The 20,943-nt window shown below is 36.8% G+C and carries 20 protein-coding genes and 1 pseudogene; 9 read left to right on the top strand and 12 right to left on the bottom strand.

Features of this window, described 5'->3' with window-relative positions; translation table 11 throughout:
* Window positions 1-24 precede the first annotated feature (24 nt).
* From metK to B3P17_RS05485, 9 genes are all read right to left on the bottom strand, one after another.
* Window positions 25-1,293: a methionine adenosyltransferase gene (gene metK / locus B3P17_RS05525; protein WP_291104261.1), complete on the bottom strand. Its 1,269-nt coding sequence runs from the start codon at window positions 1,291-1,293 to the stop codon at window positions 25-27.
* A gap of 218 nt (window positions 1,294-1,511) precedes the next feature.
* Window positions 1,512-3,164, bottom strand: coding sequence for a tetratricopeptide repeat protein (locus B3P17_RS05520; RefSeq protein WP_135103769.1), 1,653 nt, complete (start codon window positions 3,162-3,164; stop codon window positions 1,512-1,514).
* Between the two features lie 55 nt (window positions 3,165-3,219).
* Window positions 3,220-4,203, bottom strand: a complete 984-nt coding sequence (locus tag B3P17_RS05515; protein WP_252637666.1) for a PstS family phosphate ABC transporter substrate-binding protein — start codon at window positions 4,201-4,203, stop codon at window positions 3,220-3,222.
* Between the two features lie 21 nt (window positions 4,204-4,224).
* A complete protein-coding gene (locus tag B3P17_RS05510) occupies window positions 4,225-4,419 on the bottom strand; it encodes a hypothetical protein (protein ID WP_252637665.1) in 195 nt (64 codons plus the stop codon).
* A 112-nt stretch (window positions 4,420-4,531) separates the two neighbouring features.
* Entirely contained in the window at window positions 4,532-5,368 is an 837-nt protein-coding gene (locus tag B3P17_RS05505) for an energy transducer TonB (protein WP_006842363.1), read from the bottom strand.
* Window positions 5,369-5,392: 24 nt separating this feature from the next.
* Complete coding sequence (locus B3P17_RS05500) at window positions 5,393-6,055, bottom strand: ExbD/TolR family protein (protein ID WP_006842362.1); 663 nt, start codon at window positions 6,053-6,055, stop codon at window positions 5,393-5,395.
* 33 nt (window positions 6,056-6,088) lie between these two features.
* Window positions 6,089-6,700 carry an ExbD/TolR family protein gene (locus tag B3P17_RS05495; protein ID WP_135103764.1) on the bottom strand — a complete coding sequence of 204 codons (612 nt, stop codon included), beginning with the start codon at window positions 6,698-6,700 and terminating at the stop codon, window positions 6,089-6,091.
* 70 nt (window positions 6,701-6,770) lie between these two features.
* The gene (locus B3P17_RS05490; RefSeq protein ID WP_006842360.1) at window positions 6,771-7,592 is read right to left on the bottom strand and encodes a MotA/TolQ/ExbB proton channel family protein; all 822 of its coding nucleotides are present in this window, start codon (window positions 7,590-7,592) and stop codon (window positions 6,771-6,773) included.
* Window positions 7,593-8,002: 410 nt separating this feature from the next.
* Window positions 8,003-9,388: an aspartate kinase gene (locus B3P17_RS05485; RefSeq protein ID WP_006842359.1), complete on the bottom strand. Its 1,386-nt coding sequence runs from the start codon at window positions 9,386-9,388 to the stop codon at window positions 8,003-8,005.
* Between the two features lie 195 nt (window positions 9,389-9,583).
* Between B3P17_RS05485 and B3P17_RS05480 the strand changes: the two genes are divergently transcribed.
* The 8 genes from B3P17_RS05480 to secG all read left to right on the top strand — a co-directional run bounded on the left by B3P17_RS05480 (window position 9,584) and on the right by secG (window position 17,552).
* The gene (locus B3P17_RS05480; protein ID WP_291104245.1) at window positions 9,584-12,031 is read left to right on the top strand and encodes a DUF5686 and carboxypeptidase regulatory-like domain-containing protein; all 2,448 of its coding nucleotides are present in this window, start codon (window positions 9,584-9,586) and stop codon (window positions 12,029-12,031) included.
* 107 nt (window positions 12,032-12,138) lie between these two features.
* Window positions 12,139-13,044 carry a 1,4-dihydroxy-2-naphthoate octaprenyltransferase gene (gene menA / locus B3P17_RS05475; protein WP_252637663.1) on the top strand — a complete coding sequence of 302 codons (906 nt, stop codon included), beginning with the start codon at window positions 12,139-12,141 and terminating at the stop codon, window positions 13,042-13,044.
* Window positions 13,044-13,544, top strand: a complete 501-nt coding sequence (locus B3P17_RS05470; RefSeq protein WP_252637662.1) for a metallophosphoesterase family protein — start codon at window positions 13,044-13,046, stop codon at window positions 13,542-13,544. Before menA ends, B3P17_RS05470 begins: the two co-directional genes overlap by 1 nt.
* A 59-nt stretch (window positions 13,545-13,603) precedes the next feature.
* Entirely contained in the window at window positions 13,604-14,440 is an 837-nt protein-coding gene (locus tag B3P17_RS05465; protein WP_252637661.1) for a lysophospholipid acyltransferase family protein, read from the top strand.
* 127 nt (window positions 14,441-14,567) lie between these two features.
* Window positions 14,568-15,854, top strand: coding sequence for a sigma 54-interacting transcriptional regulator (locus B3P17_RS05460; protein ID WP_252637660.1), 1,287 nt, complete (start codon window positions 14,568-14,570; stop codon window positions 15,852-15,854).
* On the top strand, window positions 15,851-16,354 hold the full coding sequence (lptE, locus tag B3P17_RS05455) for an LPS assembly lipoprotein LptE (protein ID WP_006842353.1): 504 nt from the start codon (window positions 15,851-15,853) through the stop codon (window positions 16,352-16,354). The genes B3P17_RS05460 and lptE overlap by 4 nt, the downstream gene beginning before the upstream one ends.
* A gap of 38 nt (window positions 16,355-16,392) precedes the next feature.
* A complete protein-coding gene (locus tag B3P17_RS05450; RefSeq protein WP_291104241.1) occupies window positions 16,393-17,172 on the top strand; it encodes a hypothetical protein in 780 nt (259 codons plus the stop codon).
* Window positions 17,169-17,552: a preprotein translocase subunit SecG gene (gene secG, locus B3P17_RS05445; protein ID WP_252637656.1), complete on the top strand. Its 384-nt coding sequence runs from the start codon at window positions 17,169-17,171 to the stop codon at window positions 17,550-17,552. The genes B3P17_RS05450 and secG overlap by 4 nt, the downstream gene beginning before the upstream one ends.
* Window positions 17,553-17,833: 281 nt before the next feature.
* On the opposite strand, the gene B3P17_RS05440 is transcribed toward secG, so the two are convergent.
* From B3P17_RS05440 to B3P17_RS05430, 3 genes and pseudogenes are all read right to left on the bottom strand, one after another.
* Window positions 17,834-18,259, bottom strand: a complete 426-nt coding sequence (locus tag B3P17_RS05440; protein ID WP_252637655.1) for a DUF5606 domain-containing protein — start codon at window positions 18,257-18,259, stop codon at window positions 17,834-17,836.
* A 137-nt stretch (window positions 18,260-18,396) separates the two neighbouring features.
* A pseudogene (locus B3P17_RS05435) lies at window positions 18,397-19,339 on the bottom strand (bifunctional methionine sulfoxide reductase B/A protein).
* Window positions 19,336-19,674, bottom strand: coding sequence for a hypothetical protein (locus B3P17_RS05430; protein WP_135103752.1), 339 nt, complete (start codon window positions 19,672-19,674; stop codon window positions 19,336-19,338). The pseudogene B3P17_RS05435 and the gene B3P17_RS05430 overlap by 4 nt, the downstream one beginning before the upstream one ends.
* 117 nt (window positions 19,675-19,791) lie before the next feature.
* On the opposite strand from B3P17_RS05430, the gene B3P17_RS05425 reads away from it, so the two are divergent.
* Window positions 19,792-20,943 (top strand): DNA recombination protein RmuC (locus B3P17_RS05425; protein WP_291104237.1); only part of this gene is annotated, 1,152 nt, incomplete at its 3' end.

Genomic DNA, 20,943 nt, shown 5'->3' with positions numbered 1-20,943 from the left:
ACATGTATGTGCTATATTATTATATTACAGATTAAACTCTTTTTTTATCACATCTACATAATCTAACTTCTCCCATGTAAACAACTCTACTTCGCGAGTTATTCCCTGAGGATTGTAGCGTGATTGAAAATGTTTAGTTACGATTTCCGGCTCACGACCCATATGCCCATAAGCAGCAGTCTCAGCATAGATAGGATTGCGTAATTTCAGGCGTTGCTCGATTGCTTTTGGTCGCATGTCGAACAATTTCTCTACTTTCACGGCTATCTCTCCATCCGAAAGATTTACTGTACCCTTACCATATGTATTTACATAAATATTCATAGGCTTGCTAACACCAATTGCATACGATACCTGAACAAGTATTTCGGAAGACACACCGGCAGCAACAAGGTTTTTTGCAATATGACGTGCCGCGTAAGCAGCCGAACGGTCTACTTTTGAAGGATCTTTACCCGAAAAAGCACCACCGCCATGCGCACCTTTACCTCCGTAAGTATCAACTATGATTTTACGTCCAGTCAGGCCGGTATCTCCATGAGGCCCTCCTATAACAAAACGTCCGGTAGGGTTTACATGATAAGTAATATCAGTTGTAAAGAGCTTCGTAATATCATCTCTGAACTTATACTTCTCCTTCACACGAGGTATAAGGATATTGATCACATCTTCTTTTATTTTAGCTTGCATTGCCTCGTCGTCAGTAAAATCATCATGCTGAGTAGAAATAACGATTGTATCTATTCTCAAAGGCGTGCCGTTGTCATCATACTCGATCGTTACCTGCGATTTGGCATCAGGACGAAGGTATGGCATCAAATGCAATTCATTTTTGCGTATAACGGCTAATTCTCTCAACAATGCATGAGACAAGTCTAGTGCTAATGGCATATAATTGTCTGTTTCGTTTGTTGCGTAGCCAAACATCATACCCTGATCTCCCGCTCCCTGATCCATCGGATCGGATTTGCCATCAACACCTCTGTTGATATCATCGGATTGCTCATGTATGGCAGACAGCACCCCGCAAGATTGAGCCTCAAACTGGTATTCACTTTTAGTATACCCTATACGCTCGATCACTTTACGTGCCGTTTCGGGAATATCGATATATGCTTTTGATTTTACTTCTCCTGCCAAAACCACCTGCCCGGTAGTTACCAATGTTTCGCATGCGACCTTCGAATCAGCATCATAGGCCAAGAATTCGTCCAATAAGGAGTCTGATATCTGATCTGCCACTTTATCAGGGTGACCTTCTGATACAGATTCAGATGTAAATAAATAACTCATAAATATTGTTTTATTGTAATAAAAACAGGAAGATATGTATTATAATGCAGTGCAGAAAATGGTTTAGCATTTTTTCATGTGGTTGCAATCAATACAAATCTATCCACTTAATTGAGTGCAAAGATACATCTTTTTCTCAATTTAAAATTATTCTATATAAAAAAACAGCCTGTATCAAAATTGGTACAGGCTGTTTTTCATATTTTATATCTACTTATTTACTTGCCGTTAGCAAATTCAAATAAAGCTTTACCATTTGCATTTTCAGGATCTAGTTCAAGAACCTTTTCTGCATATAGTTTTACATTTGCTTTATCATCAGCCTTTTTGCTTTTCTCGAACTGTAAATAATAATAGTAGCTCAAATAGCTATATGCTTCTATCAATATTTTGCTGCTTGGTTCCGGATCAGCCAACAGAACTTTAATTGTTTCTTCATAGAATGGTTTTGCCAACCCTTGCTCCGAGTCCGGGTCCATCTGATAGTTTGTACGTGCTCTCTGATAGAATCCTAAATAACTATCTGGCTTACGTTCTGCAACTACAGCAAAAGCTGCATCTGCTTGTTTGTATAGCGCAATAGATTGTTCTTTTACTTGCTCCGGAGTTAACGATTTATCAGATTCAACTTTAGATGCTGCAGATAGATAGTAGCTACCTAATTGATAATAATCAGTAGCTTCTGCTCTTTCTCCAAGCATCTGGATGTATTCTTTGTAATAATTAGCCGCTTCAGCGTACATCTGATCTTTGGCAGAAGCTGTAGCGATCTCTTTAAACAAGCTTACTTTGCTAGGATCTAATTTTATAGCTTTCTGATATTGCTCTATAGCCTTAGCTTTATTGCCTGTTTCAGATAGTATATTTCCATAAGCCATATAGTCTGAAACCAAATATTTCACTGTATCAACCTCAGATCTAGGTATACTGAAGAACTTGTCTCCTGCAGCTAAACCGTCCTGATAGTTTTTTGTTTCATTTTCGATATACATCAACAAACGATTCAACACGAAGCTGTTTGGTTCGCGTTTCAAACCTTCATTAATCAGATTCTTTGCACCTGAATATCCTTGTGTAAAGTACTCTGATGCAGCATAACGAGTAATATCATCTACGGTGTAATCGCCACCCTTGAAGAATTCTTTGTATGCAGCAATAGCATCCGGATAAAAACCGTCTCTGTAATACAAGTCAGCAAGGTCTTTGTAAGCAATCTTATATTCAGGTTTGATTTCTATCGCTTTTTTCAACAAATCGGCTGCTGTATTACGATTAATATATTCATATACCTTAGCACCTTTCATATAAGCCAATACACAGTTAGGGTCAAAGTTGATAGCCTGATCATATTGACCTGCTGCTCCGCCCGGATTGTTTTCTTTGGCTAACATATCTCCTTCGAGAATGTATGAATATGGTGATTTCTTATCTGCCTTCTTAGCTTCAGCAATCATCAAAGTGGCTTTGTCTTTCATGCCATTATCAAAATATGCTTTTGCGATTGCTAAAAGAACAGTTACATTCTTTTTATTCTTTTTTTGAACTTCTTTTAATTGATCTTCTGCAACCTTAGGGTTTGACTTTAATTGTAATTTAGCTAATCCTACAGCACCAAGACCTAGTTCAGTAGTTGCTGCCGCACTTTGCTCAAACTGAGACTTAGCTTCAGTCAAGTTATTTTCCAGAATTGCAATTTCTCCCAGATAATAATGAGATTCTTCAGGATTCTGTCCTACGTTTTTAGTAAAATATTCTTTCGCTAGTTTGGTTTCACCAAGGCTCAGATAATCTGCTCCCGGGCTATTTTGCGCAAATGCCGACAAGCTTATCGCTAAGCTCAAAAATGCGCTCACTAAATACTTCATTTTCATCTTCTATACTATTTTTATTAATATTTATTTATATGTGACAGATATCAGGCCTATCCTAAAATGTTGGGTTTGCTCTTACCAGTCTGGTAGGTACATTTGCGGGATAGAGCCCGGCCTTGAGTATAATACGTTGTCCTTTCTCTCCTGCAGCAAAGGTAACAAAACCTGAAGGTAATCCACCTTTGACATCTGAGATTATAATAAAAATATCTCTCGTTAGCGGATATTTTTTTAAGACTAAATATGCGGCAAATGGTTTAAAACTGTTTTCCTCAGTGGCTTTATCTTCTGAGCTTACCGACATAACATTTATACTATTAATAAAGCTTAAATTTTTAGGATCGGATGGATTACTAATCCAATTTACACCGATAACACCTATTGCATTAGGAACAGCAGCAACATAATCTATCACTTGCTGATTGGGTGTACGTTCTTGCAGATTGACATTTTTAACGCTGTCTGCCGATCTCGCTTTCACATTCTGACTAAGAGGCTCGCCTCCACAGATCGAATCTTTTATAAATCTGACAGTACTGGAATTAGGGCTATCGAATACGACCGATATTTCACCCAGTTTAGATTTCGGATTTATCTCCTTCCAATCCTTAATCTTCCCTGTCATTATTTTTTTTATATCAGACACTGTAATCAAAGTGTCCATATTTTCTTTGTTTACAATAAGGGCAATACCATCAATAGCAAGCCGCTGTGTACGTGGTGCTTGTTTGCGTTCTTTTATAATTTGTGTTTCGTTGGCAGTAAGTTGTCGTGTAGCAATTATTACACGCAAGCTATCTTTCATAAATAAATTAAATGCCTCATTCTCACTGGTAAATATGGGAATAACCAGAGCTTCGTGATTTAAAGCTCCAAAAACATCAACCTGTTCTTGTATTACAGGAGCAAAGCATTCATCAACAGCTATCTCAGCTATACCACTTGTGGGCGTATCTGTTCGTGTTATCTTTCTCTGGTCGCTACAAGAGAAGAGAAAGATAAAAGCAAAAATACATACAATAAGACTAAGATTTTTCATAACAAAAAACAGATAATTCGTTTAAAATTGTTTCCATGCACGGTATCCTCTGAATATGCCGTACAAAAACAACAGCACACCCATGGCCACACGAAGTAAGATATGTACATTCTCAAAAATAGGGGTAAATACCATCAAAACTGACACACATAGATAAAACAATATCATAAATATACCAAATATTGCTTTTCCCGATATTTTTTTTCCTTCTTTCATACCTTTTTTTATTGGAAAAAGAAGAGAAGATGTGTCTTTCATACTCCAACTTCTCTTCTTTACTAAGTCTTATTTACAATTTTTTTATAAAAATCTCAATAGATATTCACTTTTACTGTTTCAAACGGAATACGATAGGGAGAGTAAAGTACACAGGTACATTCAATCCATTTTGTTTTCCCGGTATCCATTTCGGCATCGATTTAACCACACGTACAGCTTCTTTGTCGCACGATGGGTCGATACCACGAATTACGTTTACATCTTCAATTGCTCCTGTTTTAGAAACAACGAAACGTACTGTTACACGTCCTTGAATACCTGATTCTTGAGCCACTACCGGATATTTGAGGTTGGAAGCAATATACTTTTGCATTTCCATCTCGCCTCCGGGGAAAGTAGGCATCTGTTCTACAGTAACGAAAGGTTTTTCAACGGCAGGTTTTTCTTCTACTATCACCTTGTGTTCTCTCAACTCAGCGATATCGACACCTGTCTTATCATTTGTACCTTTCACGTCAGCCACCGAAATTTGGATTTTAGTTTCCTGAATTTCATCCTGTGACTTCATTTGCTGATCGTCACGCACCTCATCGTCTTTTGCAATCTTAGGAGGCACAAACTTCACTGTTGTTTTCAACGGTGGAGGCGGCGGAGCAGTTTCTTGTTTAATCTTATTCTCTTCCGGAATTTCTTGTTCTACCGGAATATTAGATAACTCGAAAGTGTCTTCCATTGGTCCAGTATTGCCTTGTGTTAGATTCTTTACCACTGATACCAGACTCGGTAAAGCCGACACAAATATTGCAACAGCAAGGATTACTAAAAACGCAACGATATGTCTCTTCGATGATGATTGACGTAGCTTGTAAGCTCCATAGTTTTTATTCTTACCTTCAAAAACTACATCACACCATTCGGAGGAATTCAATTTTATATCTTTTCCCATAATTTTACTCCTTTCTTAATGTGATTAATTTTTTGGTGGTGCAGCACTAGCGCCATAAGCCCCTTTACTTTTCAGGTTCTCAAGCAAGAATTGGTCACCCTCAGTCATATCCACAATTGCATATTTTGCAATACTGCAAATCTGCATTTCATCAAGAGCATCAACAAGATTTTTATAACTAGCTTCGGATGTAGGTTTAATAACCACTACTTGTCCATCCTTGTCATCTTTTATTTCTTTTGATCTTGTCTTAAATTCTTCCTCTGACATTTTATTCTTCTTCTCAAATTTTTCCTGTCTCAATTCCCTCATCTTTGCTACAATAGGGGCATTGCGTTCCAGTAATATTTTACGAAGTCCTTCAGGGGAATAATCAGTTTCTTTCAAGGTAGTATAGTCACTATAGTTAGGTATACCTGTATAGTAATATACTTTATTGTCTTCTCCTAGAATCAAAGTAATAGCTTTAGACTCCTTGACCTTCACTTCATCCTCTTCAGTAAGTTTCTGATCTGTAGGCATCGCAATATCCATGATTTGCGGTTTACTCAATGTTGTACAGAACATGAAGAATGTAATCAAGAGCATGTTCATATCCACCATCGGAGTAAAGTCTACTCTCAGGGTCTGTTTCTTGGGTTTACCTTTTTTCTCTTCTCCACCACCGGACTGTTGTACTTCTGCCATAATTTTTTCTTTTTTTAATGTTTAAATCATGTTTTATACGCCTTCCGGCATTCCCCTTAGAGATGTTATGAGGCTATAACGGTTTTCTTTCATCTTCACAAGACTTTTCAATACCTTATCCACCAATGGATAAGCTGTTGACTGGTCTGCTTTGATAGCAATACCCATATCATCGCCTCCAATTTCGCGTGCATGTTGTACCCAACGTGAAAACTGATCGTTTACACTGTCGGATGGCACACCCCACTTCTTTATCTCACTATCTTGAGTGCTCAATGGCATATCAAGGAAAGCAGCCATTCTGTTCATAGGCACACCAATGTGTGTTTGTTCTATGAAAGATCTAATCTGCTTATCGGTGAATGTAATACCATAATCTTGCCCCATCTTTTCCAATACCGCCTTTTTATTTTCTGGTTTGTCTATATTCAAGAATACCTTTCCTTGTGGATCTATCAATATATTCAACACATTATATTCAGGCACTTTCACCTCAGATACTGACTGTGGAGTCATTACCTGAACCGGTTCTTTTGGTAAGAAGGTAGCAGTAAGCATAAAGAATGTGAGCAAGAGTACAGTAACGTCACTCATCGCCGTCATGTCGATGAATGTGCTCTGTTTTTTTACTTTTGTCTTTCCCATTTTCTTACTTTTACTTATTAGAGTGGAATCTTATATAAATTCCACAAATTGTTCTGAAAAAAATTGTTAATTATTTAGATAGACCTCCGTGAAGAGTAGTATAAGTTTGACCGATAGCAAAACCTACTTCATCAACAGCGTTAGTTATATCCTCAACTTTTCCAGAGAAATAAGAATAAGAAATGATAGATGCAGCACCGGTACCGATACCCATAGCTGTATTGTAAAGTGCTTCAGAGATACCTACTGCAAGAGCTGTAGAGTCTGGAGCTCCTTCTTGACCCATCGCACCAAACGAACGGATCATACCAAGTACTGTTCCGAATAGTCCCATCAAAGTACCTAGAGTAGAGATAGTAGCGATAACTGATAAGTTTTGTTGTAGATATGGAAGTTCAAGAGTTGTAGCTTCTTCCAGTTCTTTTTGAATCATTGCTGCTTTTTCGTCATTGTTCTTGTCAGCAATTTTCTCAACATCTGCATATCTGATTAATCCAGCTTTTAATATATTAGCCACAGATCCTTTTTGTTCGTCACATAGCTTTGTTGCACCTGCGATGTCACCAGCTTCTAATTTAGCTTTAGCGTTCATCACAAATTTAGCTGTGCTTCCTTTTCCACTAGCTCTGTTCAATGCAAAGAATCTCTCTACAGAAAGAGTAAGTGTTGTTAGTAACAGCGTGATAACGATAGGAATTACCCATCCTCCTTGGAATAATGCACCTAGTGAATTGCCTGGTAGTGGATGACCTTTTTCGTCAAAGTTAGCCTTATCCCCGGCAACTAGGTAGAAGAATAGGTGAGCTACAATCGCACATCCAATAACGACTATCATAGCTGAAACGCCTTTAGATCTTGGTTTTTGTTTTGGTTGTTGTTTTTTAGTTTCCATAATGATAATAAATAATTTAAGTTTAGTGAATCAATTTTTAAATTTATATCTTTTAATTTTCAATAGTCTCCTTATTTTAAAACAATAAAATTACACAGTGTCAATTATTATAGGATGCAAATATACTATTATTTTGATTTTTTAAGTATTTCGCATCTAACATTGCACTTTTATTCACACTTCTAATCAAATGTAACGGTGAAATCAGTTTTTTATTTTCCAATAAAAGCAACTTTTGTAATAGAGAATGTTCAAGCAAATTCAAAGGTCTATATATCTGTAATTGTGGATATTCTTTTTTATTTAAGTGCCCCACAAGGTATTAAACGATCACTCTAGTTTCAGCTAACAAAAATAGAACTAAAAATCAATTCACACAATAAAAAAAATATAAAAAAACCCTTATTAACCTATTTCTCTATACACAATTCATCATTCAGTGCAATTACCGCGTCTTTATAAAATTCTCTTTTTATTACAAACTGCATATTCACCTGCCGTAGAGATTGAGCAAAACTCTCGACATTAATCCCTTTTTGAAACAGAGCTTTCGAGGCTCTATACAAGAATCCGGGCAATGCAATATTGGTACCCATTACACATACTAAAGCTACACGCTCTACAATAACCTGATAGAATGTCGTCTCCAGATCGGTTATCATTTCGCGTGATTTATAATTGTCCCAAACCACCATTGTAATAGAGTTTGCATTTGTAGATTTGAGAATGTAACTCACATTATATTTGGCAAATATCTGCATGATTCTCAAGTCAAATCCAACCTCTCCAACCATCATCGGATCATGAATTTCTACAGCTAATACCTTATCTGTACCTGAAACGATCTCTATCTTCGGTATTTCCGACACATATTCTTTTGTTATCAATGTACCCGGATGTTCGGGCTCAAAGGTATTTTTGATACGAATATCGATATTGGCAAGTTCCAAAGGTTTAGACGCTTTCGGATGAATAGCCTCCATACCAATATCAGCTAGCTGATCGGCCACGATAAAATTTGTTCGCCCTACAGGAACCACCTTATCCACACCTACTATATTCGGATCAGCGCTCGACAAGTGATATTCTTTATGGATAATAGCCTCGTCGGCATTTACTTCTACGGCAATTTTGCTAAAAGTTACCTCTGTATAACCTCTATCGAACGCACGCATAATACCCTCAGTACCTTTTGTATAGCCGGTAGCGACACAAACATCCTTACTAAAATCAACGCCTTTGAATGCTCTATGAATACGCTCATCTATTGTAAGAGGCAGAGAGTCATTAAATCCGCAGAGATCGATAAACCGAGCAGAGATACCATTGTTATTCAAAATATTTACAGTATTCCACGCTGAATGAGCCTCTCCTATCGAAGCTAAAATTTCGCGTGCGGCTAAACAGATATCTTCGGCATTTACGTATCCTGAAGCCAAAACTTTGCTCAAACTATGAAGCATTGTTTTAGCCTGTTTGAGGCGAAAGGTTATAAATTCTCTTGCTTCTAATAGATTCAGGCCGATTTCTTCAAAGCCCTTATTTATAAGCAAAAGCCTTTGACACAGACTATCTAATCCGATGCTATAATCTGCATTTTCGAGAAATTGAACATATACTCCGGGCTCTCCTGTTTTTTTATGTTCCAATAGCCAGTTAGTGACATTATTATATGCGGATACAACAAATATACGATTGTACATTTCTTCCGGCTTTCTCTTCCCTACAATGACGTTCTCCAGCACATCTTTAAACTGCGACATGGAAGTTCCGCCAATTTTCTCAACTGTAAGCATTTTAATCTTTAATATTTTGAAAAAAATTTAGCGCAAAAATAATAAAATAATCTTATTTCACAGGGGAATATAGAATAATGTCACTCCTTTGTAACATTAAATCGAATAAAAACAGGAAATAAGTAAAGAATAAATCGATATTTCCGATATATTTGTAGAGAATGTTAAAAAGTGTCCCTAAATAATAAACTAATAATGAGATTATATATTGCCTTGGTTTTATCCTTTTTTTGCTCCATTCATTTGCACGCACAAAACTTTAAAGGAAAAATTACAGACACAAATGGCGAACCGTTATATGGAAGCACAGTATATATAAAAGGTGTAAATCAAGGGTTGGTATGTAACGAAACAGGAAGCTATCAAACGACTATACCCAACGGAGAATACGAAGTTGAATATAAATGTTTGGGGTTTAAACCCGAAGTGCGAAAAATAAAAATCAGTACAGACAAAGTAACTACATTAGATATAGTACTATATGAAACACCTTTCAACCTGAAAGAAATTACCGTATCAAATCAGGAAGACCCGGCCTACCCTATTATGCGGAAAGCAATAGAAAAAGCACCATTATATGCCGCTTCAGTAAAAGAGTACACTGCCGAAGCCTACATAAAGGTAAACGCTGAATTGCTTAAAGTTTCGTCATTGATAGACAAAATGGCAAAAAGAGAAGAAGGGGTTAAACTATCAGATTTTAAAGAGTTGCTATTTACACAAGAATCCTTCAACGAAATACGTTTTACAGCACCCGACAAGTACGAACAAACAGTAAAAGCATTCTCCAGCAGTATTCCCGACAATATAGATTCGAAAGACGCGATGGGAATATTAAGCACTTCCTTGTACAACCCGAAGATTGGTTCATACATTTCGCCGTTGCATCCTCAAGCATTTTCTTACTACAAATTCAGATACGAAGGGTTTATAGAAGAGAATGGATTAACAATAAATAAAATCAAAATAGAACCCAAATTAAAAGACCCTTCGCTTTTTGAAGGCTACATATATATAGCAGATTATACATGGCATATATATTCTGCGGAACTTCATTCTAATCCATACGGAGCAAAACAAGCATATACAATCTCGTTTCAGGAATTAGCACCAAATGTATATCTGCCTATCACTTATTTGATAGCATCTGATATTGACATCTTCGGAATTAAAGCTACAATGAACTACTACACATCACTAACCTATAGTAATATTACAACGAATAAATCGGTGATAAGTGGTGCAAAAAGCAAAAAAGAGAAAAGAACCTTTGAAATCGCACGTCAAGACTCCTTATATATAGTAAAATCGGATAGTTTGGCATCTAAGCGTGATACGGCATATTGGACCAATGTAAGAACGATACCTTTGGGAGAACGGGAGATAAAAACATTAATTAAAAGGGATTCCATACAGCAACATCTCGATTCGGCGAGAGAAAAGCACCGTAATCCAATGCTGACATTTTCAAATATAATAAATGGAGGGCAGATAGGAAGTGACTCCAGCAAGGTGAAAATCAAATTCAATGGGCTACTCGAAGGTAGTATCTATGAGTATAATTTTGTAGATGGGCTATGGATGGGGCAATCATTCAGGTTAACGATAAATATCGGAAAACACAACAAGCTCGAAATAACACCTTATATATATTATACCTTATCAAGGAAAAGGTTGGTAGGTGGAGGTAATATAAATCTCACTTATGCGCCACTAAGATTAGGCAGCCTTACTATCTCTTTAGGAAGCACTAGTGAGGATTTCAATCCACTAGGTATTCACCGCTTCAATAACTTTTCAAATTCACTAATAAGAGGTAAGAATTATAATTACTTCTATCAGAAAGATTTTATTTCCGCAACGAATAGTATAGATATTTCGAACGGATTATCTGTATCTGTAGGACTGGAGATAGACAGGCGTCATGGATTATCAAATAATACGGATTACACCTGGGGTAAGAAAAGTAAAATCACGCCTAACATATACCCTGACGACAGGTTTGACAAAACAGCATTCAACTTAGGCATAGAATACACCCCTTACGCCTATTTCTCTATAAAAGATGGAGCGAAAAAATATGAAAAATACGCTTCTCCTACATTCTATGTTAATTATGAGCAGGCATTCTCCGGATGGCAAACCAACAATGCTCAATATCAAAAATTATCGGGAGGCATAAAACAAAATATAAAGTTAAGTGAGTTTAGCAACTTCAACTACCAACTCGAAGGAGGTCGCTTTCTGGGCGAAAGAGACAAAATACACTTTGTGGATTATCAACATTTCAACACATCGAATGTAACAGTGAATCTGAAATCTCCATTCACATCCTTTATGCTGTTAGACAATTATGTTGCTTCAACAAACAGATATTGGATCAGAACCAATTTCAACTACGAAAGCAAGTATATATTAATTAAGCGACTGCCATTTCTTCAAGGAAAAATGTTTACAGAAAGCCTACATCTAAAAAACCTATACACCGCCGACATGAAATACAGTGAGATGGGCTACTCACTAAACTTCACAAAGCTGCTTAATGTAGGAGTATTCGCCTCATTCAAGAAAACAAAATATCAGGATTTCGGAATAAGAATATTGTTCGATTTAGACAATATAAAGAAAACTATAAACAGGTAAAAGTAAGCGTAACGTCATCTTTCTATTTTTAGGTAATATTAGAATTTGACCTGATAATAATATTTTTCTCATCAGACTAAAATACATACCTTTGCACAAATTTAATTATGGCATCTGTAAAATCTTGGGTATCGGCTCTGCGTCCACGCACACTATTCCTGGCGGGAGCTACAGCACTATGTGGCAGCGGGATCGCATATAGCACAGGAAAATTCAGCATATTCGTATTTATTCTGACCATTTTGGTCGCGAATGTATTACAACTGCTATCAAATATGGCAAACGACCTTGGTGACTACCAACAAGGTACAGATATCACAGGCGAAAGAATAGGACCTCAACGAACAGTTCAAAGCGGAGCCATTACTCCCGAAGAGATGACTAAAGCTATAAAAATAGCTATAGCATGTGCTATTGTGATCGGGATATTACTTGTTTACGTTGCTCTTCAGTTTATGGCATGGCAATATATTTTACTCTTTCTAGGCTTGGGACTGGGTAGTATTGTCGCCGCAATAAAATATACAGCCGGAAAAAATCCTTATGGATACAAGGGATTGGGAGATATTTTCTCTTTTATCTTTTTTGGACTTGTATCGGTAGTTGGAACATATTTTTTACATACCCATACTATAGATTTCAAGCCGTGGCTACCTGCTATAGCTTTGGGTTTGCTAACAGCTGCCGTACTCAATCTTAACAATATGCGCGACATAGACAATGATAGAAAATCAGGGAAAATAACAATCCCTGTACGGATAGGAATCAAGAATGCTAAGATATACCACGCCCTATTAATTATAGGAGCGTTCGTTTCCCTTACGGCATATTCTATATTATATAGTACCCACTGGTATCAATATATGTACCTATTAAGTTTTCTTGTATTTTTTAAATTGTTAATTAACATTATCAAAATAAAAGAGAATCGTCTACTCGACCCATACTTGAAATATACTTCGATGGGAACATTTATCCTATCTGTTTGTTTTTGTATTTGTATCAATCTATAATGAAAAAGATAGGATTACTTTCTGACACCCATAACTGGTGGGATGAGAAGTTTGCAAAATATTTTTCCGACTGTGACGAAATATGGCATGCGGGAGATATAGGTTCAATGGAGTTGGCTTTAAAGTTCGAAGCTTTGGGCAAACCCTTTCGGGCAGTGTACGGGAATATAGATGATAGTCGTGTACGTGCAGCATACCCCGAAACGTTACGCTTCACACTCGAAGGTGTAGATGTGTTTATGATTCATATCGGAGGCTCTCCGGGTAGGTATGAACGAAAAGTACAATCAATATTACTTATGAATCCGCCCAAATTATTTATAACCGGGCACTCACATATACTGAAAGTCATATTCGATAAAAAAATAAACGGATTATTCATCAATCCGGGTGCAGCAGGCAAATATGGAATACATAAAGTCAGAACCCTTCTTAAGTTTAACTTGAGTGAAGGCAATATCTCAGACTTGGATATCATCGAACTTCATGACGAATCTTAATTAATACTTGTCTAATATTTCTATTTTAACGAAATTTGCAACAGTAAAAAAACAGCAGCATGAAGGAAAAATTACTGAGCTATGATGATGTTCGCAAAATGAGCCCCATTTTGCGTGGCCCATTTGGAAATATACTTATAAAATTTGCTATGTGGCTGACCGGGATGAATAAAGTCAACCGCATCTACGATACTTCGAAGCAATACGAAGGCCCTGAATTTTGCAAACATTTGCTACAAGACGTTGGAGTCAATATAGTAGTCGAAAATATAGAGGTGCTTAACCAATACGAAGGAGCTTCGTTTATCACTGTCTCGAACCATGCATACGGTCACATAGATGGTATTGCCGCCATTGCCACAATCGCATCGGTTCGTCCCGACTATAAAATGATGGTAAATTTCATTCTCGGCATGATAGACACAATGTCTCCCAACTTCATTGCTGTTAATCCTTTCCAAAGCGGAAAAATGGCAAGTAAGTCGAGCCTCGAAGGAATAAAACAATCCATCGAACATATCAAAAGCGGACATCCATTGGGATTCTTCCCTGCCGGTGCTGTGTCTAAGACAAAAGTAAGAAACTTCAGAATGGAAGTCGAAGACCGAGAATGGCAAGAACCAGTTCTAAAGCTCATAAAGAAGTCGAAAGTACCTGTGATACCCATGTACTTTAGCGGTAAAAACTCTTGGTTCTTTAACTTTCTTGATCTTGTAAATTGGAGACTCCGCTCATTGAGGTTAGGACATGAAGTATATAATAAAAAGGGTAAAACGATATACTTACGATTGGGTGAGCCAATATCACCGGAAGAACAGGCAAAACATACAGATATAAAGGAATTCGGAGAGTTTTTGAAAGCTAAAACATACGCTTTAGCTAAATCTACAGATTAAACTCATCACCTTTAGAAATCTTCACTAAAAAAGACTGACAAAACTAAAATTAATATGTAATTTTGTCAGGTTTCGTTAAACTTCACATATAAACTTTTGTTTATTTGTGACTTATCTATCTAATAAAATGGCAAGACCAGATATACAACAGGTAAAACAACGCTTCGGCATCATAGGGAACACACCCGATCTCAACCGAGCTATAGACATAGCGCTTCAGGTAGCACCTACCGATATGTCTGTACTGGTGACAGGAGAGAGCGGAGTGGGAAAAGAAAGTTTTCCGCAGATTATCCATCAGTTCAGCCATCGCAAACATGGAACTTATATTGCGGTCAACTGTGGGTCTATCCCCGAAGGTACTATAGATTCAGAACTTTTCGGACACGAAAAAGGATCCTTTACAGGAGCTACAGGCGAACGAAAAGGGTATTTCGAAGTAGCGAATGGAGGTACATTGTTCCTCGACGAAGTGGGAGAATTACCACTTTCTACACAGGCGCGTTTACTGCGTGTGCTGGAAACGGGTGAATTTATAAAAGTAGGATCATCAAAAGTAGAGAAAACAGATGTACGTGTTGTTGCGGCTACAAATCTGGACATGATAACTGCTACACGAAACGGACGTTTTCGTGAAGACTTGTATTACCGCTTAAACACTGTACCCATTCGGATACCTGCCCTAAGAGACAGGAAAGACGATATCCCTCTACTCTTTAGAAAGTTTGCAAGCGACTGTGCTGAAAAATACAACATGCCGTCTATCGTTCTGACCGAATCGGCAAAGCAAATGCTCAAAGATTACTATTGGCCGGGGAATATTCGCCAGCTAAAGAACATTACCGAACAAATATCAATTATAGAACAGGCAAGAGAAATAACTCCGGATATACTAAAACTTTATCTTCCGGCAAACGAGGTTGGCTTAATTCCCATACACACTTCTGCGGGACATAATGATCCTAAAAGCTTTAGTAATGAGCGAGAAATACTCTACCAAGTACTTTTTGATATGAAAAAAGACATGAATGAGTTGAAAAAAATTGTTCATGATATTGTTGCCGGAAATCTAAAAGCCTCAGATGCTGTCTCTGCATCCACAATCAGCAAAAGCGATAGTGCTTTACCCACTATGGTAGTTAGCGCAGCTGACAAAGGAGCAACTACTCCTCTGACTATAAAAAATGATCCTCATACTATTACCCCTACCAGAAATGATATTGCTGACGTAGATATAATAGAAGCTCCGGAATATGAAGAAGAAACACTTTCTCTACAGGATGTAGAAAAAGACATGATAATAAAAGCGTTGGATCGTCATAACGGAAAGCGTAAGAATGCGGCTCAAGACCTGAAAATATCGGAACGTACACTGTACAGAAAAATAAAAGAATATAATCTGGAAAATTTATGAAAAAAATCGGTCTGTTGATCCTAGTGTCAATCATGATGACAGCTTGTACAATCTCATACAAGTTTAACGGTTCGAACATTAACTATTCCGAAACACCCACTTTAGAGATTCGCGACTTCCAAAACCAGTCGCCGAACGTATATCCTATGTTAGCTCAAATGTTTAACGAGGAAATGAAAGATGTGTTTATACGCGGAACCAAACTACAGTTTACCAGTGTAGCACCGTCAATGGAAATAGAAGGCGAGATTGTACGTTGGGATCTGACACCTCTGGCTGTACAGGAAAACAATCTGGCTTCGCAGACTCGACTTACAATGGCGGTTAAATTCCGATTTAGAAATAATGTAAGACCAGAGGAGGATAAAGAGGAGACAATCTCGGCATATCGAGATTTTGAGAGTAGCAAAATGCTTACCGATGTACAAGATAAACTCGGAGAAGAACTCACAAAAGAGATAGTAGACCAGATATTTAATGCAACCATGTCGAATTGGTAATAAACAATCATTTTAAATATTGCTATAAGATCTTAAACATGGATATTCAGAAGCTTAATGAATTTATTATTCAAAAAAACTCTCCCTCCAAATCCGATATCGGAAGTCTAGAGAGGATTGCTTTCGAATACCCTTTTTTTCAAGCTGCCATTTTCATATATCTAAAAGCTGTGTATATACACGAACCTGAAAGATATAAAACAGAACTGGAAAGGCTCAGTATTACAATAACTGACAGAAGAGCTCTGTTCTATTATATATTCAGTGAAGAATATGAACAATTTTTTGTAGAAACAGGTAAAAAAGAAATTGCTGAAGATAAGACGAACATTCTATTAAATGCTTTTTTTGAATCTCGAGGCGAAACAATCAGCGATGACATGCAACTGGAGTATAATATATCTCATTCGAGCATAGCCACAACCGATTATTTTTCATACATACAGTATCAGCCTCAGGAAGAAGAGAACAAAAAAGAGAGCAACCTGCAACTCAAGCATCAAGATATTATAGATACCTTCATTACTAAGTCGGAAGAAGATGGCATCCATATCCAAATAGAGAAAGAAGATGAGTCGCTCCGAGATCATACTTATGAACTAAAAGACAGCAATGAAGATCAGGATGAATTCAATGAAGACTTGTTTTTCACCGAGACCCTTGCCAAAATATATATAAAGCAGCAGAAGTATGAGAAAGCATACAAAATAATTAAACATTTAAGTTTGAATTATCCAAAAAAAAATATTTACTTTGCAGACCAATTGAGTTTTCTCGAAAAATTGATTATAAATTCAAAATCTAAAGATAAAAAATGATCGCACTTATTACCATATTAATTGTGATAGCAGCTATAGCCTTGGTACTTATAGTTCTTGTTCAAAACTCAAAAGGCGGAGGCCTTTCATCAGGATTTTCATCTTCAAATGCAATCATGGGAGTTCGTAAAACCACAGACTTCTTGGAGAAAGCAACTTGGGGTTTGGCTGGTTTCATCATGATAATGAGTATTGTTTGTGTTATGATCAGACCTAAAGGTGGTTTAGGAACAGCAAAACCGGATATAAGCATACCAACTACTCCTGCTACAGGAACACCTGATATGTCTACTACTTTACCTCTTAATCAAGGTCAAAGTGCAGCAAGTACAACAACTCCGGCTCCTACCCAACAGCCTACAACACCTCCTACTGAATAAGGAAAATATATAAATCATATAATATAAGGAAGCTTATCTGCAAACAGATAAGCTTTTTTTGTATACCTATACATCGGAAATAGAAAGAGGCTTATCTATAAAATATAAGACAATAGTCGCAACTATCTTTGAAAAAAATAGAGAGCCCACAAAATAAGAATCCCTCCAAACTTCTCCATTTTCGGGGAGGCCTTTGAAGGGGTTCCTATTATAAAACGTAGACCTTAGTAAACACTTAGAGAATACTTTTAAGGTCTGATAACAATATTACTTAACAAGCATTACTCGTTATCTTCCGTATTCTCTTCGCTGCTGTTATCTTCTTGTTCGAAGTCGAAACCAGATTCTATAATTATATTATACCAGTTTATTATTTTCTTGATATCTGTCGGGTAAACACGATCCTTGTCAAACTCAGGTAATACCTCTTCGAAGTATTTCTTTAATTCTTCAGGCTTTGAGTTTGCACTGATCGATACTTTAGCCCCATTTTCTTTCTCTTTGATAGAAGCAAGAATGCTTTTTAAAGGCACATCATCAGTTTCTGTGTATATAGAGATATCTCCCAATGATACAACTTTATCACGTGGATGAATAGGAATCTTTTTGTTATCTGCGAGAGACTCTACAATAACCATATTCTTACTGTTCGATACAAGTTTGTAAAGTCCGGGTTTTCCAGAAATAGATAAGATTGTTTTAAGCATAAAAAAATAATTTAATTAAAATACTTTTCTGATTTTTAGTTAAGACACAAAAATAATATGAATACATTAAATATAATAATTTAATGTATTCAAATTGATAATATATTTATTAACCTGTTAACTAATAGACACTCCAACTATTCGAATATCTTTTTATATACATGGCAATAAGGAGTTGTTCCTTTGTGCTCGTAATATTGTTGATGATAATCTTCTGCTTTCCAGAATGTAGATAAGGGTTTTAGCATTGTTGCAACCTTATACCCCTTTTTTTGTAGAATCGATATATATTTTTCAGCAATATTTTTTTCATTCTCATCGGCATAAAATATACAAGAAAGATACTGAGGCCCAATATCCGGACCTTGCCCATTTGTTTGAGTAAAATCATGCGTTTCGAAAAACAACTTGACAAGGTCTTATNNTGGTTTTAGAAGTATCATATTCTACTTCTGTTGTTTCTAAATGTCCGGTATTTTTCTGACAAACTTGTTCGTAACTAGGATGATCTACATGCCCACCCATATAACCTACGGCGGTATGTGCCACACCTTTGGCTTTCATAAAATAATACTCTGTGCCCCAAAAACAACCGGAGGCAAAATAAGCTTTCTTAATCATTTTATTCTCTTGAGGTATAAATTTTAGTGATATCGAGTTTACGCAGTGCCTTGTCTCTTTTGCCGTGAAGCCTTCGTTGAGGAATACATGTCCTAGATGAGCACCGCAGTTTGTACATATTATTTCAGTTCGTCTTCCATCGGTATCAGGAACACGTTTTACAGCACCCTTTATTTCATCATCAAAAGAAGGCCACCCACAATGAGAATCAAATTTATCAGATGAATTATACAGAGGGGCGTTGCATCTTCTACACACATACACTCCAGTCTGCTTATTATTCACATATTCTCCTGTATAAGGAGCTTCTGTGCCTTTATGTATTATTACCCTTTCTTCTTCGGGTGTCAGTTTATTGTATTTCATATTACCTTGTTCTATTTTATTTTGACTCTGTACACATGATACTCCCCCTACGATCACGGTACATAATAAATATATGAATAATCTAAGTTTCATACCGTTTTTTTATAATAATTTTTAAAAGTAAAAGGTCTTCTCTTCTTCAGATATTCAATATTATACATATTGCTATACGCCTCGCGTTCGTACGAAATGTTTACATAAGCATCAAACATATTCCTATATTGTATCAAGCGAACGATCCACTCTATCAAATAGCTTATATAAAAGAATATGACGAGCATTTCTGCCATTTGTCGTGTATGTATACACTCATGGTTTATTTCGGCATCAGTCAGCCTACCATAATCCTTACGAGCAATGATTATTCCAAACAGGTTGATTGCTCCGAAATTCCCCGGTGGAAAATGTTTACTGTATAATATTTTCATTCCTTCATTTACCAGACAAAAATATCTTTGAACAAAGATGTTCACAAGTTTTTTGAGGCAAATTTTGTTAAAGGGAATCTTTTAAATAACTTTCCGTTTCTTTTAAAACAAATCAATATGGAATTAGTTTATGCCGGCGTAATATTGATCCTGGCTACAATTGTTATTTATTTAATCCAAAGAAACAATAAGCAGAGAGAATCTGAACTGAAAGAAGAAGTTGTTCGCTTAACTCGCGATAAGGAGTCTTTACAAATGGCTCAATTAGAGCATGTGAAAGAGATTGCAGAAAATAAAGCTTTACTACAGTCCAGAGAAGAACAATTACGCATTCAGCAAGAAGAGTTATTGAATACCCGGACTCATCTAAATAAAGATTTCCAAATATTAGCGACACAGATATTGGAAGAAAAAACCCTTCGCTTCACCGATGTGAACAAGGCGAATATGGAGGCTATACTGAAACCCTTGAATGAAAAACTGATTGAGTTTAAAGTAAAAGTAGAAGAAACGTACGATAAAGAATCGAAGCAGCGCTTTTCGCTCGAAGAACGTATCAAAGATCTGGTTGCTCTGAATAATCAGATAAGCGAAGATGCTAATAACTTAACGAAAGCACTGAAAGGTAGCAATAAGATACAGGGTAACTGGGGCGAAATGATTCTGGAATCTATATTAGAAAAATCGGGACTCAAAAAAGGAGAAGAATATTTCACTCAGGAATTTATTACCGACGAAAACGGAACACGCATTCAGAACACGCAAAATAAATATATGCAGCCCGATGTTACAGTTGTTTATCCCGGTGGACGAAAAATTATCATAGACTCGAAAGTATCCCTGAGTGCATACATTAAGTATGTGGAAGCTGAAATAGATGCAGTAAAAATCTCTGCCGAAAAAGAACATATTACTTCTGTAAGGCAGCATATTGATGAGCTGAGCCAAAAAGCATATCAAGACTATGTAGAATCTCTCGACTTTGTGATGATGTTTATCCCTAACGAACCGGCTTATATATTAGCGATGCAGCTCGATTCTACGCTGTGGGATTATGCATATCGCAAACGGATCTTATTGATAAGTCCTACAAACTTGGTAGCCTCATTGAAAGTGGTAGCCGACCTGTGGAAACGCGAATACCAAAGCCGCAATGCCATAGAGATAGCCAAACGAGGAGCTGCCTTATACGATAAGTTTGCGGGCTTTGTAGAAACGCTTCAAGATGTAGGGAAAAACATAGAACGTTCTCAGAAAGCATACGATAAA

This window comes from Dysgonomonas sp. UBA7630 (assembly GCF_002483985.1).
Classification (GTDB): domain Bacteria; phylum Bacteroidota; class Bacteroidia; order Bacteroidales; family Dysgonomonadaceae; genus Dysgonomonas.
This window is presented reverse-complemented; position numbering and strand designations above follow the sequence as displayed.

Coding starts and splice junctions, on each gene's coding strand:
- B3P17_RS05490 (WP_006842360.1), bottom strand. CDS start 7,592: ATGGAAACTAAAAAACAACAACCAAAACAAAAACCAAGATCTAAAGGC.
- metK (WP_291104261.1), bottom strand. CDS start 1,293: ATGAGTTATTTATTTACATCTGAATCTGTATCAGAAGGTCACCCTGAT.
- B3P17_RS05510 (WP_252637665.1), bottom strand. CDS start 4,419: ATGAAAGAAGGAAAAAAAATATCGGGAAAAGCAATATTTGGTATATTT.
- B3P17_RS05495 (WP_135103764.1), bottom strand. CDS start 6,700: ATGGGAAAGACAAAAGTAAAAAAACAGAGCACATTCATCGACATGACG.
- B3P17_RS05505 (WP_006842363.1), bottom strand. CDS start 5,368: ATGGGAAAAGATATAAAATTGAATTCCTCCGAATGGTGTGATGTAGTT.
- secG (WP_252637656.1), top strand. CDS start 17,169: ATGATCGCACTTATTACCATATTAATTGTGATAGCAGCTATAGCCTTG.
- B3P17_RS05520 (WP_135103769.1), bottom strand. CDS start 3,164: ATGAAAATGAAGTATTTAGTGAGCGCATTTTTGAGCTTAGCGATAAGC.
- B3P17_RS05515 (WP_252637666.1), bottom strand. CDS start 4,203: ATGAAAAATCTTAGTCTTATTGTATGTATTTTTGCTTTTATCTTTCTC.
- B3P17_RS05500 (WP_006842362.1), bottom strand. CDS start 6,055: ATGGCAGAAGTACAACAGTCCGGTGGTGGAGAAGAGAAAAAAGGTAAA.
- B3P17_RS05460 (WP_252637660.1), top strand. CDS start 14,568: ATGGCAAGACCAGATATACAACAGGTAAAACAACGCTTCGGCATCATA.
- B3P17_RS05430 (WP_135103752.1), bottom strand. CDS start 19,674: ATGAAAATATTATACAGTAAACATTTTCCACCGGGGAATTTCGGAGCA.
- lptE (WP_006842353.1), top strand. CDS start 15,851: ATGAAAAAAATCGGTCTGTTGATCCTAGTGTCAATCATGATGACAGCT.
- B3P17_RS05485 (WP_006842359.1), bottom strand. CDS start 9,388: ATGCTTACAGTTGAGAAAATTGGCGGAACTTCCATGTCGCAGTTTAAA.
- B3P17_RS05465 (WP_252637661.1), top strand. CDS start 13,604: ATGAAGGAAAAATTACTGAGCTATGATGATGTTCGCAAAATGAGCCCC.
- B3P17_RS05480 (WP_291104245.1), top strand. CDS start 9,584: ATGAGATTATATATTGCCTTGGTTTTATCCTTTTTTTGCTCCATTCAT.
- B3P17_RS05440 (WP_252637655.1), bottom strand. CDS start 18,259: ATGCTTAAAACAATCTTATCTATTTCTGGAAAACCCGGACTTTACAAA.
- menA (WP_252637663.1), top strand. CDS start 12,139: ATGGCATCTGTAAAATCTTGGGTATCGGCTCTGCGTCCACGCACACTA.
- B3P17_RS05470 (WP_252637662.1), top strand. CDS start 13,044: ATGAAAAAGATAGGATTACTTTCTGACACCCATAACTGGTGGGATGAG.
- B3P17_RS05450 (WP_291104241.1), top strand. CDS start 16,393: ATGGATATTCAGAAGCTTAATGAATTTATTATTCAAAAAAACTCTCCC.